Raw genomic sequence first — 16,558 nt, forward strand, 5'->3', positions numbered from 1 at the left:
AGGTTCATCATGCACTTCATGCAGTCTCTGAAGGACGCCTGGCGTCGCAACGATTCCCTTGTCTGCGTCGGCCTCGACCCCGAGCCCGGCCGCGTTCCCGCATCCATCGCAGGCGATGCCGATGCGATCTTCGCGTTCTGCCGCGACATCGTCGACGCCACGGCCGACCTGGTCTGCGCATACAAACCGCAGATCGCACACTTCGCCGCGCAGCGGGCCGAAGACGCGCTGGAACGATTGATCGCACACATCCACGAGCGGCACCCCGGCGTGCCCGTCATCCTGGACGCGAAGCGGGGCGACGTTGGCTCCACCGCCCGGCATTACGCCAGCGAAGCATTCGATCGCTACAACGCCGATGCCGTTACGCTGAATCCTTATCTGGGCCACGACTCTGTCGCGCCTTTCCTGGAGCGTGCCGACAAGGGCGTTATCCTGCTGTGCCGTACGTCCAATCCCGGCGGCAAGGATTTTCAGGCGCTCGACTGCGGCGGCGAACCGCTCTATCTGCGCGTGGCGGAAACGATTGCCCGCGAATGGAACGGCCATGGCAATTGCGCGCTCGTCACGGGTGCCACATGGCCGGAAGAACTCGGCAAAGTCCGTGCGGTCGTCGGCGACATGCCGCTTCTCGTCCCGGGCATCGGTGCGCAGGGAGGCGATCTCGAAGCCACACTGCGTTACGGCCTCACCGCAGCGGGCGACGGCCTGATGATCTCATCGTCGCGCGCCATTCTTTATGCATCGTCGGCACCGGATTTCGCCCAGGCCGCGCGTAAGGCAACCGACGAATTAAGGCAGGCAGTGAACAGTCATCGCGGTCGATTCGCGAAACCATGAGCAACTTGTCCCCTTCCACAACCGCAAATCGACGAAGATCGCGCGTCGCTAACGAACAATAACCGGCTCAAGGACGCGATTGTATTGAACCGGAGTAGTCATGCCTTCTTCCAACCGAGGTTTCTCGCAGCGGCTGCATATGGCGCTGGACATGTCAGGCCTGAAGAAAGGACGAGGCCGCACCACCCAGCTCGCCGACCTTTTCGACGTCAGTCGCGAAACGGCCCGCAAATGGCTTAATGCCGAAGGGTTGCCCGAACTGGCACGCCAGATCGATATGGCGGTGCGTTTCGGCGTCAATTTCGAATGGCTTGCGACCGGCCGCGGCGCACCCGAAGGTGTCACCGGCGTACGGGAACCGCCCGCGATGTACCGGCCGGAAACCCGGGAACAGCTGCGACTCGTCGGCATCGTCACTCGCCTGCCCAGAGAGCGGCGCAATGCGTTGCTGCTGATTGCCGAAGCCCTGGCCGACGTTACCTAGACCACCTCGACGCCCTTCCAGAACGCCACGCGACCGCGAATGGACGCGGCGGCTTCGGACGGCGTCGGATAAAACCATGCCGCATTGGCGTTGACCTCGTCGCCGACGACCACGTCGTAATAACTTGCCGTGCCCTTCCAGGGGCATATCGAGTGATGGTCGCTTGCACGGAAGTGCTCGCGCTTCAGCGTGGCCTCCGGAAAGTAATGGTTGCCTTCCACAATGACGGTATCGTCGCTTTCGGCGAGTAGCTGGCCTTTCCAAGTCGCACGCATGCCGGTTCTCCTCAATGCTGCCAAGACCCATCGCCCGTGGAGTCAATCGTCGCCGATGTCTTGCCCGGGAAACAGGACATCCGTGTAGCCGAACTTCGAGAAATCGGTGATTCGCGAGGGATACAGGCGTCCGATCAGGTGATCGCACTCATGCTGGACGACACGTGCATGAAACCCCTCGGCCGTCCGCGAGATGGGCGCGCCCGATTGATCGATGCCCTGGTACCGGATCAGCGAGTAACGATTCACCGCGCCGCGCAGACCGGGTACCGACAGGCAGCCTTCCCAGCCTTCCTCCATGTCCTGCGACAGCGGTGTAATCACGGGATTCAGCAGAATCGTGCGCGGCACGGCTGGCGCATCGGGATAGCGCTCGCTGCTGTCGAATCCGAAGATGACCAACTGAAGATCGATACCGATCTGCGGGGCGGCGAGACCCACGCCACCCGCGTGATACATCGTGTCGAACATATCCGCGATCAGCTCGTCCAGCTCCGCGGTGCCTATCAGTTCGGGCGGCACGAGCGGCGCGATGCGCAGCAAGCGCTCGTCTCCCATCCTCAGAATGTCGCGGATCATGGTGTGTCTCTCGGTGGTTATCTCATGGAGGTGGAGTTTTACTGGGGGGCTCTCAAGGGGGTTGGGGGTGGGTAGTGGGAGTGCGCTTCCGGCGATAGCCTGAGGGAGCGACAGGCGCCAAGCAGACGTATCCTCCGCCGGACGACACCAGTCTCCTCAAGCGATCGCCGGGCCGACGCCCCCACTCCCCCCCCAACCCCCGCTCCATTGCGCCGCAACATCCCCTGCGTCCCAACGCCATACGACCAATGGCTAATACGCCGAACCGCCCCACGCCATTGACCCCCGCGACGCACGGGACGACCCTTGTCCTATCCGCAAGGGGAGCGTCACACATGCAAACTGTTCAGGTAAAACCGAGTCCGGCAGGAAAAATCCTCTGGGCCGCCATCGCTATCGTAGGCGCCTGGTGTCTGGGCGTCGTCGCGCTGCGGCGCGGCGAACCCATCAACGCGATCTGGGTCGTCACGGCCTCTATCGCCGTCTTTCTGATCGGCTACCGTTTCTATAGCCGGTTCATCAACAATCGCGTCCTGCAAATGGACCCGACCCGCGCTACGCCTGCCGTGCTGCGCAACGACGGCCTGGACTACGTACCCACCGATAAATGGGTCGTTTTCGGTCACCATTTCGCGGCGATCGCGGGCGCCGGCCCGCTCGTCGGCCCGGTCCTGGCGGCACAGATGGGCTACTTGCCCGGCACCCTCTGGATCCTCGTCGGCGTGGTCTTCGCCGGCGCGGTGCAGGACTTCATGATTCTGGGCCTGTCGCTTCGCCGGGACGGCCGTTCGCTGGGCAATATGCTGCGCGAGGAACTGGGCGAAGTACCGGGCGTCATCGCCATGGTCGGCGTCCTCGTCCTGATGATGATCGTGCTGGCGGTGCTCGCGCTGGTCGTGGTCAAAGCGCTGACGCACAGCCCCTGGGGCACCTTCACTGTCGCCTGCACGATTCCCATCGCTTTGCTGATGGGCATCTACCTGCGTTATATCCGCCCGGGTCGCATCCTCGAAGTGTCGATCATCGGCCTGATCCTGCTGCTGGGGTCGATCTGGTACGGCGCGCACATCGCCGCTTCGCCGACGATCGCTCCGATGTTCGATTTCGACGCCAAGGCGCTGGCCTGGTTGCTGATCGGTTACGGCTTCTTCGCCTCGGTGCTACCCGTGTGGCTGCTGCTGGCTCCGCGCGACTACCTGTCGACCTTCCTCAAGATCGGCACTATCGCCCTGCTCGCGCTGGCGATCTTCCTTGCCGCCCCGACCCTGCAAATGCCGGCCGTGACGAAGTTCATCGACGGCAGCGGTCCGGTTTTCAGCGGCAACCTGTTCCCGTTCCTGTTCATCACCATCGCATGCGGTGCCGTGTCCGGCTGGCATTCGATCATCGCCTCGGGCACCACGCCCAAGCTGCTGGCCAGCGAAGGCGAAGCACGTATGGTCGGCTACGGCGGCATGCTGATGGAGGCCTTCGTCGCCATCATGGCGCTGATCGCCGCTGCGTCGCTGCATCCAGGCGTCTACTTCGCGATGAACTCGCCTGGCGCGCTGATCGGCACCACCGTCGAACAGGCGGCCGCGACCATCAGCCAGTGGGGTTTCCTCGTTACACCCGCCGAACTCAGCGACACCGCGAGGAACATCGGCGAGGGGACCATCCTCAGTCGTGCCGGCGGTGCGCCGACGCTGGCGGTGGGCATGGCCCAGCTGCTGCACGGCGTACTGCCTGGCGAGGGCATGATGGCCTTCTGGTACCACTACGCCATTCTGTTCGAAGCGCTGTTCATCCTGACGACGGTGGATGCGGGTACGCGCGTGGGCCGCTTCATGATCCAGGAAATCGCGGGTCTTATTTACGCGCCGCTGAAACACACCGAATCGTGGACCAGCAACGTCATCGCCACGGTTATCTGCGTCGGCCTGTGGGGATATTTCCTCTACCAGGGTGCCGTGGATCCGCTGGGCGGCATCAACACCCTGTGGCCACTGTTCGGTATCGCCAACCAGATGCTGGCGGCTATCGCGCTGATGCTTGCCACCGTGGTCACGGTGAAGCTGAAACGCGAGCGCTACGTGCTGGTGCCGGGCGTTCCGGCGATCTGGCTCGTGGTGTGCACGTTGACGGCGGGCTGGCAGAAACTGTTCGACGACAAGATCAGCTTCACCGCCGCCGCGCAGAAGTACGCCGACGCTATGGCCTCAGGCAAGCTGCTCGCTCCGGCCAAGACCGCCGAGGAAATGCAGCGCATCGTCACCAATAACCGCGTGGACATGGCCCTCACCGGCATCTTCATGCTGCTGGTGCTGACGATGGTGTTCTTCGCATTGCGCGCTATCGCGAAGGCGTGGCGCACGAACCATCCGACGGCGAACGAGGAACCGTATGTTGCCGTCGGCAGCGTGGCCTCCTGAAGGAGAACGTCATGACCGACAACCTGTCACAACAGCCGCGGTCGATCTGGAAGTGGGCGGTGCAAACCGCCCGCCTCTGCTGCGGCGTACCCGACTACGACGTCTATGTGAAACATCTGAAGGAGCATCACCCGGACCGGCCGATACCGAGTTACGGCGACTTCTTCAGGGAGCGGCAGATCGCGAGGTACAAGGGTACGGGCGGGCGTTGTTGCTGATTGAAGAGCGGGGATGGGGGTGGGTAGTGGGGGCGCGTTTCCGGCGAACGCCCGAGGGAACGATAAGCGCCACGCGGAGATAACGTCCGCCGGATCTCGCCAGTACCCTCGAGCGCTCGCCGGAAACGCGCCCCCACTACCCCCCATCCCCGCTCTTACACCTCATGATGAAGCGTCTCGGCGGAGGGCTCGCCCTTCCGCCGGGGCATCAGCTCCACCAGATACATCGCGGCCAGCACCATCAGTCCGCCGATCGCCATGCGTAGCGTGAGTGCGTCGTAACCGAGCACCACAGCGAATCCCGCCGCGAATACCGGCTCGGTCGTCATGACGATCGCCGCGCGCGTCGCCGGCAGATGGGCCTGCGCCCAGGTCTGCACCAGCATCGCGCCGGCACCGGCCACCAGCGCCATGTAAAGCACCGCGATCCATGCCGCGTTATCGGGCGGGAGCGAAGGTCCGTGGGGAAGCGTGGCGCAAAGGCTTACCGTCGCGATGCCTACCATCTGCACAGCCGACATACCGAATGCTTCGCCAGGCCGCGACCAGCGGCTGAGGCCAATGATGTGCAAGCCATACAGCGCCGCCGACGCCAGCGTCAGCCAGACGCCAAGATCGACGTCGAAACCGTGCAGTGCAAGCACAGCGAGACCGACGGTAGCGAGCGCGACGGCGACCCAGGTCACGACGGGCATGCGCTGTCCCAGCAGCGCCCATGCAAGCAGAGGAGTGAAGACGACATACATGCCGGTAACGAATCCGCTGACGCTTGGCGAGGTCAGCGACAGCCCTTCGGTCTGCAACCATTGCGCGAATCCATAGAGCACGCCGAGACCGAAACCGCGCGCCAACTGCGGCCAATCCAGTCGAAGAACAGGACGCGCGAACAGCACCAGCATGACGGCGGCGGCGATAGCGAAGCGCACGGCAAGGAAATCGACAACGGACATGCGCCCGACGACGTCCTTGATCAGTACGAACGTAGAACCCCACACCGCGGTGACCGCGAGCAGGCCGATCGTGGCGAGACCGGTCGCGCGCGGCGACGTCATCGCCGTGCCAGTCGCCACAGCTGTCCCGGAATCCTGACGACGAAGTGCGCCCAGATGCTAAGCCAGACGACCGCGGCGACGAGCGGTTTGCGCGCCGCCGGATCGTGCAACCGGAACCATCGCCACATGCCGCGATGCTTGAAGCGGCTGACGAACACGGGACGATGCCGGCTCGATCCACCCTTGCCATGCAGTACGCGCACGTCGCCGGCGAGAATGACCTCGTAGCCCGCATCGCGTGCGCGGCGGCACAGATCGAGATCTTCGCAATGCAGGAAATAGGTTTCGTCGAAACCATGCAATGCCGCGAATACCTTGCGCGGCATCAGCATGATGGCACCGGACACGGCTTCGACCCGCTCCGGGCCATCGGGTAGCGGACCGGGAATATTGACGCCGGGATAGCGGGCGTCGTCCCTGTCGCGACCGGTCATCGTGTTGATCGCCCGTGCAAGCAGCGGATCGCGTCGCCGCGAGGCCGGATCGGGCACCCCCTGATTGTCGCACACGACCGCACCGACAATGCCTGTCCGCGGGCCGATGCAGGCCAGCATGCGGGGAAGCGTGTCGACCTCCAGCAGGCAGTCGGGATTGAGGATAAGAACGCTCTCGCCATTCGCCGTCGCGACGCCGCGGTTCATCGCGGGCCCGAAACCCAGATTGGCGCCGTTATACATAACCCGCACGCGCGAGTCGTCGGCATAGGCGCGATCGATGGCCTGCGGCACGCCATCGGACGAGGCGTTGTCGACCACGATGACTTCGACAGGCAGCGGCGAAAGCAACGCATGCTCCACGCATTCGCGCGCGAAAGGGCCACTGTCGGCAAGGACGATGACGACGCTGACTTTCGGCGAAGGGTTCATGGAGTTGTTCACGCGCCGATTATGCCATGCGGCCGAAACCCATCTGCGCTCTGTAGGAGCCCGCAAGCGGGCTCCTACAAGAAGGGTACGGGGTTAGCCGCACCACACCCGCGCATTGCGGAACATGCGCATCCAGGGCGAATCCTCGCCCCAGCTATCCGGATGCCAGCTGAGCTGCGCCGTGCGGAATACGCGCTCCGGGTGCGGCATCATGATCGTGACGCGACCGTCGGCGGCGGTGAACGCCGCGAGACCGCCCGGCGATCCGTTCGGATTCAGCGGATAGCTTTCGGTCGGTCGGCCGCGGTTGTCGACGAAGCGGGCGGCACCGTGGCTCTTCGACGGACTGCACACGCTCGGGAAGTACACGCGCCCTTCGCCGTGCGCGACCGCCACGGGAATGCGCGAGCCGGCCATGCCCTTGAAGAAGAGGCTGTTCGAGTCGAGGATTTCCAGCGTCGACAGGCGCGCTTCGTACTGCTCCGACGCGTTGCGCAGGAACTGCGGCCAGTGCTTCGCGTCGGGAATGATGTCCTTCAGACCCGACATCATCTGGCAGCCGTTGCAAACGCCCAGGGCGAACTTCGTGGTGTCCTCGAAGAACCACTGGAACTGCGCGCGCAGCTTTTCGTTGTAGAGGATGGACGTGGCCCAGCCGCGACCCGCGCCCAGTACGTCGCCGAACGAAAAACCGCCGCAGGCAGCGAAGCCGCGGAAATCGTTCAGATGAATCCGGCCGCTGGCCAGATCGGACATATGGACGTCCACGGCATCGAAACCGGCGCGGTCGAATGCCGCGGCCATTTCCACCTGACCGTTGACGCCCTGCTCGCGCAGGATGGCCACGCGAGGACGTGCACCCTTCGCGATATACGGTGCGGCGATGTCCTGCGCAGGATCGAACGTCAGCTTCGGGGTGATGCCCGGATCGGCATCGTCCTTGCGCCAGTCGTTCTCCGAATCGGCGCTCTGTGGGTTATCGCGCAGACGCTGCATCGCGTAGCTGGTTTCGTTCCACGCGGCGAAGAGTTCCGACCAATACCATTTGAAAACGGCATCGCCACCCAGATAGAGCTTGATGCCGAGCTTTTCCTTCGGCCGGCCGATCTGGTGTGTCATACCGGCTAGGTTGTGCTTCACCAGCAGCGACTCGAATGCTTCGCGATTCGCGGCGGCCACCTGCACGACGGCGCCCAGTTCCTCGTTGAACAGTGCACGCAGCGTCGCGTCGGCCCAGCCGTCCAGACGGATTTCGAGACCGCAGTGACCCGCGAACGCCATTTCCAGCAGCGTGACGATGGCGCCGCCGTCGGAACGGTCGTGGTATGCCAGCAGCATGCCGCTGGCGCTGGCTTCCTGGATCAGTTCGAACATCGCGCGCAGTCGCTTCGGATCGTCCAGGTCCGGCGGCACGCCACCGCCACGGTTGAAGACCTGGGTCAGCGCGGAACCGCCAAGGCGATCGCGACCGGCACCGAGATCGATCAGCCACAGTTCGGTATCGCCACGGTCGAGTTTGATCTGCGGCGTCAGCGTGCGACGCACGTCTTCCACGCGGCCGAAGCCGGTGATGACCAGCGACACCGGCGATACGGTTTTCTGCTTCTGTTCGCCGTCCTTCCACACCGTCGTCATGGACAGCGAGTCCTTGCCGACCGGAATGGAGATATCGAGTTCGGGGCACAGCTCCATGCCGACGGCCTTCACGGCGTCGAACAGCGCGGCGTCCTCGCCCGGATGGTTCACGGCGGCCATCCAGTTCGCGGACAGGCGCAGCTCGTCGAGCTTCAGCGGTGCGGCGGCGAGATTGGTAATCGCCTCACCGACGGCCATGCGCGCGGCATCGGCACTGGAAAGCAGCGCGATCGGCGAACGTTCGGCCATGGCCATCGCTTCGCCGGTATAACCGTCGAAACCGGTCATCGTGACGGCGACGTCCGCCACCGGCACCTGCCAGGGACCCACCATCGGGTCGCGCGTGTTCAGGCCGCCGACGGTGCGATCGCCGATGGTGATAAGGAAGTTCTTGCTACCCACGACCGGCAGACGCAGGACGCGCATCAGCGCCTCGTCCATGCCGATGCCGGTGAGGTCGGCGACCAGGTCCACGCGCGGCTTGACGCGCTTCGCATCGCGATGCATGCGCGGCGGCTTGCCGAACAGCACGTCCATGCCGAGGTCGATCACGGTCAGGTCACGGCGCGGATCGCGCACGAGCAGGCGCGGTTCGGCCGTGGCTTCGCCGACCACGGCGTACGGGCAGCGCTCGCGCGCGCAGAACGATTCGAACAGCGGCAGGTCTTCGCCGCCGATGGCGAGAACGTAGCGCTCCTGCGATTCGTTGCTCCACACCTGCATGGGCGACAGCGTGGGGTCGTCGCACGGCACGGCGGACAGATCGATGACACCGCCGACGCCTGCGTCGTTGAGGATTTCGGGAATCGCGTTGGACAGACCGCCCGCGCCGACGTCATGAATGCTGACGATCGGATTCTTGTCGCCACGCGACCAGCATGCGTCGATCACCTGCTGGCAACGACGTTCCATTTCGGGGTTGTCGCGTTGCACCGAGGCGAAATCGAGTTCGGCGCTGGACGTACCCGAAGCGACCGACGAGGCCGCACCGCCGCCCAGACCGATGAGCATGGCCGGACCGCCGAGAACGATGACCTTGTCGCCCGGACGTACGGCGCGCTTGTCGACCAGATCGGGACGGATGGCGGCAAGGCCGCCGGCGATCATGATCGGCTTGTCGTAGCCGCGACGAACGCCCTTCTCGCCCGTTTCCTGTTCGAACGTGCGGAAGTAACCGCCCAGTGCGGGACGGCCGAATTCGTTGTTGAACGCGGCGGCGCCGAGCGGACCGTCGCGCATGATCTCGAACGCCGACGCCATGCGCGGCGGCAACGGACGATCGGTTTCCCACGGACGCTTCAGACCGGGAATGCGCAGATGCGACACCGAGAACCCGGTAAGACCGGCCTTCGGCTTGCCGCCGCGTCCCGTCGCGCCTTCGTCGCGAATCTCGCCGCCGGCACCGGTCGCGGCACCCGGCCACGGTGCGATGGCGGTGGGATGGTTGTGCGTCTCGACCTTGATCGCGAAAGGCGCGCGTTCGGTGTGCGGGCGGTAAACGCCATCGGCCGGATCGGCGAAGAAACGCTTGCCTTCGTAGCCGTCGATCACCGCGGCGTTGTCGTGATAAGCGGACAGCGTATGCGCGGGCGATTTCTGGTGCGTGTTCTTGATCATGCCGAACAGCGAAATATCCTGCTCCGCGCCGTCGATCGTCCACGTGGCGTTGAATACCTTGTGGCGGCAATGCTCCGAGTTCGCCTGCGCGAACATCATCAGCTCGGCGTCCGAAGGCGCGCGCCCCATCTCGGCATAACGTTCCGCGAGGTAGTCGATTTCGTCGTCGGCCAGGGCAAGGCCCAGTTCGACGTTCGCCTTCGACAGCGCGGCACGCGCGTCGTCGCCAAGTTCGATACGTCCCAGCGGACCGGGCTCGCCGACAAGGAACAGGCCATGAGCATCTTCGATGCCGGTCAGCACCGACTGGGTCATCGGATCGAAAAGCGACGTCATCACCGCGTCGTAGCTCGTCTCGTCGGCGTCGGGCAAACCCGTGATGCGCCATGCCAGACCACGTTCCACGCGACGGACGTCGAAGCCGGCGCCGTGCAGGATATCGGTGGCCTTGCTCGACCACGGCGAGATCGTGCCCAGACGCGGCACGACCCACAGTGTGGCCGCTTCGGGCGCGGTGTCCTTCGCCTCCAGCACCTGCAGAAGACGCGCGCGAGCTTCGCCCTGCGGCGCGTCGGCGGCATCGATGAAATACGTATGCCACGCCGCTTGCACGCGCGTGCCGTGATGCAGGGCATCCAGGCGGGCGTTCAGGCGTTCGAGGCGGAAAGGCGAGAGGGCGCTCTGCCCGTCGAGTGCGATCATGCGGGAGGGATGGCGCTACGGGAAAACGGGCATTCTACATCATGCTGCGGAACAGCATGTTGGAGGGCGTCAGGAGGGGTGCGTCAATTCGCCGCAGGCCGCTTTGGGGTTGGGGGTGGGGGGTTGGAAATGGGGGCGCGCTTCCGGCGAACGCCTGAGGGAACGACAAACGCCAAGCAGGAGCTGCATCCGCCGGGCGACACCAGCACCCTCGAGCGTTCGCCGGAAGCACGCCCCCATTTCCAACCCCCCAACCCGGCTTTTCGTCAGCCGCCCTTCGCCGCCGAACCGGCCGGCGCGTTCACGGCTTTCAGAAGCTGGGCCGGGGTGACGTAGCCGCCGACCACATCGCCGTTCTCCGTGAGGATCGTCGGCGTGCCATTCACGCCAAGACGCTCGCCCAGTTCGAATTCGTCCTTCACCGGGTTCTCGCAGGTCGCCGGCTTGACGCTTGCGCCGGTCATGGCCTGATTGAAGGCGTTCTTGCGATCCGACGCGCACCAGACCGACACGGCCTTGGTGTACGACGGCGTCGCGCCGCCGGACGTCGTCTGCAGGCCTTCGCGCGGCCAGAACAGATATTCGACCGCGATGCCCTGTTTGTTGAATTCGTCGATGTGCTTGTGCAGTTCGCGGCAATAGCCGCAGTCGACATCGGTGAAGACCGTGACGGTGTGCTTCGGATTCGGCGGCGAGAAAATGAGACGCCTCGACGCGGGAACCTTGGCGAGTTCGGCTTTGCGCGTGGCGGCCCAGCTCTGCGCACTGAGGTCGGTCTTGGCTTTCAGGTCGACCAGATTGCCGTTGAGCATGTACCGCCCGTCGGAACTGACATAAACCAGACGCCCGGAGGCCACGACCTGATAAAAGCCCGGCATCGGCGCGGGCGCGACGCTGTCGACCTGGATGCCCGGGCCAAGTGCTTCCACGGCGGCGCGAACGGTTTTTTCGTCGTTGTCCGCGGCCACGGCCGCGAAGGCGAATGCACTGGCGGCGAGGGCCAGCAGGGTCTTCTTGAACATCGGGTACTACTCCATGTCGAACCGACGATTGGGCTAGCCGCTTTTGACACGGGCACAGGCCGATCGGTTCCCTATTGTTGCACAGGCCCCATGGTCACCCACGGGGATGGTGCTGGGCGTGAAGGCGTTTCAGACCTTCCTTGGCGACCAGGGTATAGATCTGCGTCGTGCTCAGCGCGCTGTGACCGAGCAGCATCTGCAACGCGCGCAGGTCGGCACCATGATTGAGCAAGTGTGTGGCGAACGAGTGACGCAATACGTGCGGAGACACGCGCTTGCCCGGAATACCCACCTGCATCGCGTATCGCTTGACCAGGGTCCAGAACATCTGCCGCGTCATGCCCTCGCCCCGTTGCGAAAGGAACAGCGCCACCGGCTGACGACCGCGCGCCAGTTGCGGCCGCGCGCCAGCCAGATAGGCATCGATATGCGTCAGTGCTTCCTCGCCGACGGGCACCAACCGGTCCTTGCCACCCTTGCCCGTCACGCGCAGCACGCCTTGCCGTGGGTTGAGGCCCGACAGCGGCAACTCGACCAGTTCCGACACACGCAGACCCGAGGCGTACATCAGCTCCAACATCGCCCGGTCGCGCAGACCCAGTGTCGTCGAGCTGTCCGGGGCAACGATCAGCGCTTCGATATCGCGTTCGGGAAGCGCCTTGGGCAGGCCTCGCGGCATGCGCGGGCGCTGCATCAGCAACGTGGGATCCTCGCGCGCGCCGTCGTCGCGGGCCCGCTGGGCATAGAACCGGCGAAACGCCGATTGCCGGCGGGCCATGCTGCGCACCGCAACCGGCTGCTCGCCGTGATACGCGGAAAGGTCTTCGCGACCCGCATCGGCAAGGCTGCGACCCCGCCCGGCCAGCCAGCGGGCCAGACCTTCGAGGTCGCGCCGGTACGCTTCGAGCGTGCGATCCGCCAGCCCGTCCTCGGACCAGACGCGCTCGATAAAACGGGCGATCAGGGTTTCGTCGGCAGGAGAAATCATGAAGGGAGTCTACCGTCGCGGCATCCCTGGCGTCGCGGCGTTGCTACACACACCACAGGTCAGATCCGTCAGTCGTCTACAATCCGCGACTGCATCCACCGAAGCTTCCGCCCATGCACGCAGCCCCCTTCTGGCGCCGCCTCGCCGCCATCGTCTACGACCTGCTCGCCGTCATTGCGATTGTCATGGTCGTGGGGCTGCTTGCCCAGATGGCGACCGGTGGGCGCATCGCGGACGAGCATGGCCAGTTGCTGACCTGGTGGTTCCAGCCGGTGCAAGGGTTGGTCGTCGGCGCGTACTTCTTCTTTTCGTGGCTGCGCGGCGGACAGACGCTGGGGATGCGCCCCTGGCGCATCCGCGTTACAGACCGCGAAGGCCGTCCGCTGACCTGGCAGCGCGCCGCGATCCGTCTGGTCGTTGCCGCTTTGCCGATCGCGCTGCTGACGATCTATCCGCTCACGTCGCTGCGTGTCGCCGCGTGGGCACCGGCCATCGGCTGGGCCATCCTGCTCGCTCCCGCACTTTTCGATGCCCGTCGCCGGGCCATCTACGACATGATCGCCGGCACCGAAATCCGGCTCCTGGTTACTTGAACTGATCGCTCGCGGGCACCCACGAATCGCCGGGTTTCGGGGCGGGACGCGCTATCTGCACGTCCGCCGCACAACCGGGCGGCAACGGGCCGCCCGAGACACGCGCAGTCGCGCATAGCGCGCTGTTGTCGAGTACCACCGCCGGAGCGGCTGTCGTCGCGGCGTTCGCCGGGGGCAGGTCGGCCGCGAGCGGTTTCGAGGGCGCCATCGTCTGGTTCTTCGCCAGTGCATCCTGCGCAACGGCTTCGCCGGGTTTGTCGCCGTGGCAACCGAAGGACAACAGCGAAATCGCATTCATCGCCGGATTCTTCATACCGGGGCTACCCGAACAATCGATGCGCACACCACGCGGAAGCGAGATAGCCGACTTGACCGTGCTGCCTTCCATGCCATGCCGTACGGCGGTGTCCACGGAGCTTTCGCCCTTCGGCGTCCAGGCGCCATCGAAGCGCGTGGCCTGATAATCGATATGCACCTTGCCGCGGGTCATCACGTCGGTATTGCCGTGCGGACGGACCTGTATGTAGGTACCAACGGCACCGCGCTTGTCGCCCTGCCCGCCCGCGACGCCGTCGTCGCGCTGCGATATCCCGTTGGCGCCGGTGGTCTTCGTGCCCATGTCGGCGCCATTGGCCGCACCCGGCTTACCGGTCTCCGCAACGGCACCCGGCGTATTCGATCCCGAGGCGGCAGGGGCGCTTTCGCCGGGTGCGCCCGGTGCACCTTCGACCGTCGCGGCCGCATGTTCGCCGGCGGCCTTGCCTTGTTCGTTCCGCGTCTGTGCCGTCGATTCTCCCGAAGCGACATCGCCGGGCGCTTCGCCGGGCTTCGCCGCCGTCGTGTCGATGCCGGCAAGCGGTCGCTGGACGTCGCCGGGCGCGACCTCCGGTGCCTGTACGGCGGGTTTATCGGCCGTCGACACGGGCGCGCCTATCGCCGGGCGCGGCACCGCATCCGGTAGCGGAATGGCGGCGAGTTCCGCCGTGGTGTCTACGCTGGGCGCACGGATGTTGTCCGGCGAGACCTTTGGCGGCACGGAACGGGCGTCGACTTTCAGGTCGAGCGCAGGTGCCGTGGGCTCTGCCGCGACGGCCGGCAAGGGCTCTTCCTGAGGAGTCGGCGGCGCGGCCGTGGCTTCGACCTCGGGACGCGGCACGGTTGCCAGCGTCATGGACGTCGTCGGAACGTTGGCCGCCGAGTCGGCGACGATCTGCGGCGGCGTGGGACGCACATCCGGTTGCGAGGCTGGCGTGGGCGGAATGGCCAGCGACGCCGGCGGCGGCATCGCCACCGTGCCTTCGATCTGCGCCTTGCGCACGGGTTCGGGCTGAAAGCGCGGCGGTACGACTTTCGGCTGCGGCTGGTCCATTGCCAGATCGGGCGGCGCCTGCTCGGGGATGGGAACCTTCTCCATATCCGGCTGCGGAGGCGGCGCCTTGGACTGGACGACGGGACGCTCGGGCGTCGCTTCGATGCTGGGCATCGGTGCAACGACTTTCATACTTGGCTTCACGACCGGCGGCACGGCGGCGGGAACGGCAATAGCCGGTATCGCCGAACGCGCGTTCGTCGCGACCGCCGCCGCGCGCGTATCGCGCGACGCCTTGCTGGCCGTCGCGTTCGCATTCGCACGCCGGGATTTCTCGACCGGCGCCTTCGACGGCGTGCCACGTACCGGAGGCACGGGCGGAGGCGGCTTGTCGATCAGCCGCACTTCCAGCGCGGCTTCGGAATCCCGATCCGGTGGCGGAGGCAGCACGTCGTACGCCGGCCCCAGGATCATTCCGAACAGGAAAACCAGGTGGATGACCAGCGTACCCACCATCGCCATGACACGCAGCAGCCGATCGCGAGGACGCTCGCGCAACCGCCGGCGATAGACGAGCGCATTCATCGCCGCCTCGCGCGGCGAGGCGGGCAGCGAAGCAGGCGTGTCGCTGTCCGGAATGGGCGGTGTTGGCATGGGTCGGTAGTGTGGGGCACCGCCGACCGCAATGACAATGAGACCTAGCTGCCGGTCCTGCGCTTCCGTTCCGCGTTTTCCTGATCCATCGCCTTGATCGGCGTGTCCGAAGGACAGCCCTGCGGCAACGGCTTATCGGCACGGAACGCCGCGATGCACTGGGCTTCCGTCTGTTTAGGCGGCGCGTTGGGATCGTCGGGCAGGTCTTTCACCAGCGGATTGGCCGGCGCCATGTTGAGGCGCACGTCGCCATCCTTCTTCGACGGCGGTGGCGGCGGGTCGCCACCGCAGCCCACGGGCAATACGAAGAACACGGTCGAGCAGTGCAGGCGAGCACCGCCGGGAAGGTTCATCGTGCTCTTGACCGTGGTTTTCTCTATCGCCTTGCGCAGGCCTTTGTTGATGACGTTTTCATCGCGCGGCGCCCAGTCCTTCTCGAACCGCGTCTCCGTGTATTTGACGGCGGTCTTGTGTTCCATGATCTGGCTGTCGCCGGTCGGATGCGGTTGAACATAGTCCGGTTTCGGCTGGTTTCCCTTCGCTTCGGGGGTCAGCGTGATACTGCCGTCGGTTCCATAAATAGTGAGCTTCGGCGCCACGGAAGTGGCCGGTGCGGGAGCGGGCGCTTCCACCGTGGCGGTCATCGCATCCTTCGCCGGCGCTTCCCGATGCGGCACGGGCTTCGGCGCCGGACGGGTCGCTTCGGGCGAACTCACTTTCGGCGGCGGCTCCGTGGGCGGAGGCGTCACGACCTGCGCTGCCGGTGGCGGGCGCGGCGCATCGAGCAGACGAACCTGCAGCACGTCCTCGTCGCTGACGGGCACGTCGGCGGGCACCATCGGCTGCGGCTGCATTTCGTAGCGGACGACGAAAATAAGGACAATATGGAAGATCAGCGCCAATGCGAAGGCGACGCCAAAGCGGAAAGGATCGCGCGGCGGTTTGCGCCAGCGCATGCCATGCAGCAGGTCGCGCGTCGCGCCATCCAGTGGCGTCAGACCCGAACGGCCGCCCACCCCCGACGTATCGAGCCGGTGATGCCGTAAAAATTCGGGAGATTCCTTACCGGGATACTGCATGCGTCAGACCGCGGTCCCGATGTCGACAGGCTTGTTCAATGGTGATGTCCCGCGAGATGTGGTGGAGCGCGCCCGAGTGTAAGGCGTCGCGGTGAGTCCCTGCTGACTGACCCCGGATCGGGGGAAAGATTCCCTCGACCTCCCTTCACCTCACCGCACTTGATTCCCGTCCCGATTGGGAGAAGTCTAGGGGACGGGCTCAACCGCCCGCCCCACCGCCATGACCGTCCGCCA

Annotated in this window: 14 protein-coding genes; 5 read left to right on the forward strand and 9 right to left on the reverse strand. The window is 65.2% G+C overall.

Annotated elements, in window-relative coordinates:
* The first annotated feature begins 9 nt into the window (after nt 1-9).
* Both pyrF and AC3IR3_RS16270 read left to right on the forward strand, forming a co-directional pair.
* A complete protein-coding gene (gene pyrF / locus AC3IR3_RS16265; RefSeq protein WP_489193639.1) occupies nt 10-840 on the forward strand; it encodes an orotidine-5'-phosphate decarboxylase in 831 nt (276 codons plus the stop codon).
* Nucleotides 841-940: 100 nt separating this feature from the next.
* On the forward strand, nt 941-1,324 hold the full coding sequence (locus AC3IR3_RS16270) for a helix-turn-helix domain-containing protein (RefSeq protein WP_132144227.1): 384 nt from the start codon (nt 941-943) through the stop codon (nt 1,322-1,324).
* On the opposite strand, the gene AC3IR3_RS16275 is transcribed toward AC3IR3_RS16270, so the two are convergent.
* A complete protein-coding gene (locus tag AC3IR3_RS16275) occupies nt 1,321-1,599 on the reverse strand; it encodes a DUF427 domain-containing protein (RefSeq protein WP_489193641.1) in 279 nt (92 codons plus the stop codon). The two genes, AC3IR3_RS16270 and AC3IR3_RS16275, sit on opposite strands and share 4 nt — an antisense overlap.
* A 42-nt stretch (nt 1,600-1,641) precedes the next feature.
* Nucleotides 1,642-2,178 carry a peptide deformylase gene (gene def, locus AC3IR3_RS16280; RefSeq protein ID WP_489193642.1) on the reverse strand — a complete coding sequence of 179 codons (537 nt, stop codon included), beginning with the start codon at nt 2,176-2,178 and terminating at the stop codon, nt 1,642-1,644.
* 335 nt (nt 2,179-2,513) lie between these two features.
* Between def and AC3IR3_RS16285 the strand changes: the two genes are divergently transcribed.
* On the forward strand, nt 2,514-4,589 hold the full coding sequence (locus tag AC3IR3_RS16285) for a carbon starvation CstA family protein (RefSeq protein ID WP_489193643.1): 2,076 nt from the start codon (nt 2,514-2,516) through the stop codon (nt 4,587-4,589).
* 11 nt (nt 4,590-4,600) lie between these two features.
* Nucleotides 4,601-4,807, forward strand: coding sequence for a YbdD/YjiX family protein (locus AC3IR3_RS16290; RefSeq protein WP_165973578.1), 207 nt, complete (start codon nt 4,601-4,603; stop codon nt 4,805-4,807).
* A gap of 155 nt (nt 4,808-4,962) precedes the next feature.
* Here the strand turns inward: AC3IR3_RS16290 and AC3IR3_RS16295 are convergent, their stop codons facing one another.
* From AC3IR3_RS16295 to xerD, 5 genes are all read right to left on the reverse strand, one after another.
* Nucleotides 4,963-5,859 (reverse strand): DMT family transporter, encoded by an 897-nt coding sequence (locus tag AC3IR3_RS16295; protein WP_489193646.1) that lies wholly within the window; start codon nt 5,857-5,859, stop codon nt 4,963-4,965.
* A complete protein-coding gene (locus AC3IR3_RS16300; protein WP_489193648.1) occupies nt 5,856-6,725 on the reverse strand; it encodes a glycosyltransferase family 2 protein in 870 nt (289 codons plus the stop codon). The genes AC3IR3_RS16295 and AC3IR3_RS16300 overlap by 4 nt, the downstream gene beginning before the upstream one ends.
* A 93-nt stretch (nt 6,726-6,818) precedes the next feature.
* Nucleotides 6,819-10,679: a phosphoribosylformylglycinamidine synthase gene (gene purL / locus AC3IR3_RS16305; RefSeq protein ID WP_489193650.1), complete on the reverse strand. Its 3,861-nt coding sequence runs from the start codon at nt 10,677-10,679 to the stop codon at nt 6,819-6,821.
* Between the two features lie 266 nt (nt 10,680-10,945).
* Nucleotides 10,946-11,701 carry a DsbC family protein gene (locus AC3IR3_RS16310; RefSeq protein WP_489193651.1) on the reverse strand — a complete coding sequence of 252 codons (756 nt, stop codon included), beginning with the start codon at nt 11,699-11,701 and terminating at the stop codon, nt 10,946-10,948.
* Nucleotides 11,702-11,795: 94 nt separating this feature from the next.
* Entirely contained in the window at nt 11,796-12,689 is an 894-nt protein-coding gene (xerD, locus tag AC3IR3_RS16315) for a site-specific tyrosine recombinase XerD (protein ID WP_132144211.1), read from the reverse strand.
* A gap of 113 nt (nt 12,690-12,802) precedes the next feature.
* Here xerD and AC3IR3_RS16320 point away from each other — a divergent pair, with 113 nt between their 5' ends.
* On the forward strand, nt 12,803-13,282 hold the full coding sequence (locus AC3IR3_RS16320; protein WP_489193653.1) for an RDD family protein: 480 nt from the start codon (nt 12,803-12,805) through the stop codon (nt 13,280-13,282).
* Here AC3IR3_RS16320 and AC3IR3_RS16325 read toward each other — a convergent pair.
* Nucleotides 13,275-15,245, reverse strand: a complete 1,971-nt coding sequence (locus AC3IR3_RS16325) for a hypothetical protein (protein ID WP_489193655.1) — start codon at nt 15,243-15,245, stop codon at nt 13,275-13,277. The genes AC3IR3_RS16320 and AC3IR3_RS16325 overlap by 8 nt on opposite strands.
* Before the next feature lie 44 nt (nt 15,246-15,289).
* Nucleotides 15,290-16,324 (reverse strand): hypothetical protein, encoded by a 1,035-nt coding sequence (locus tag AC3IR3_RS16330; protein ID WP_489193657.1) that lies wholly within the window; start codon nt 16,322-16,324, stop codon nt 15,290-15,292.
* Between the last annotated feature and the right edge of the window lie 234 nt (nt 16,325-16,558).

It is taken from the genome of Luteibacter sp. GL_149, assembly GCF_057834065.1.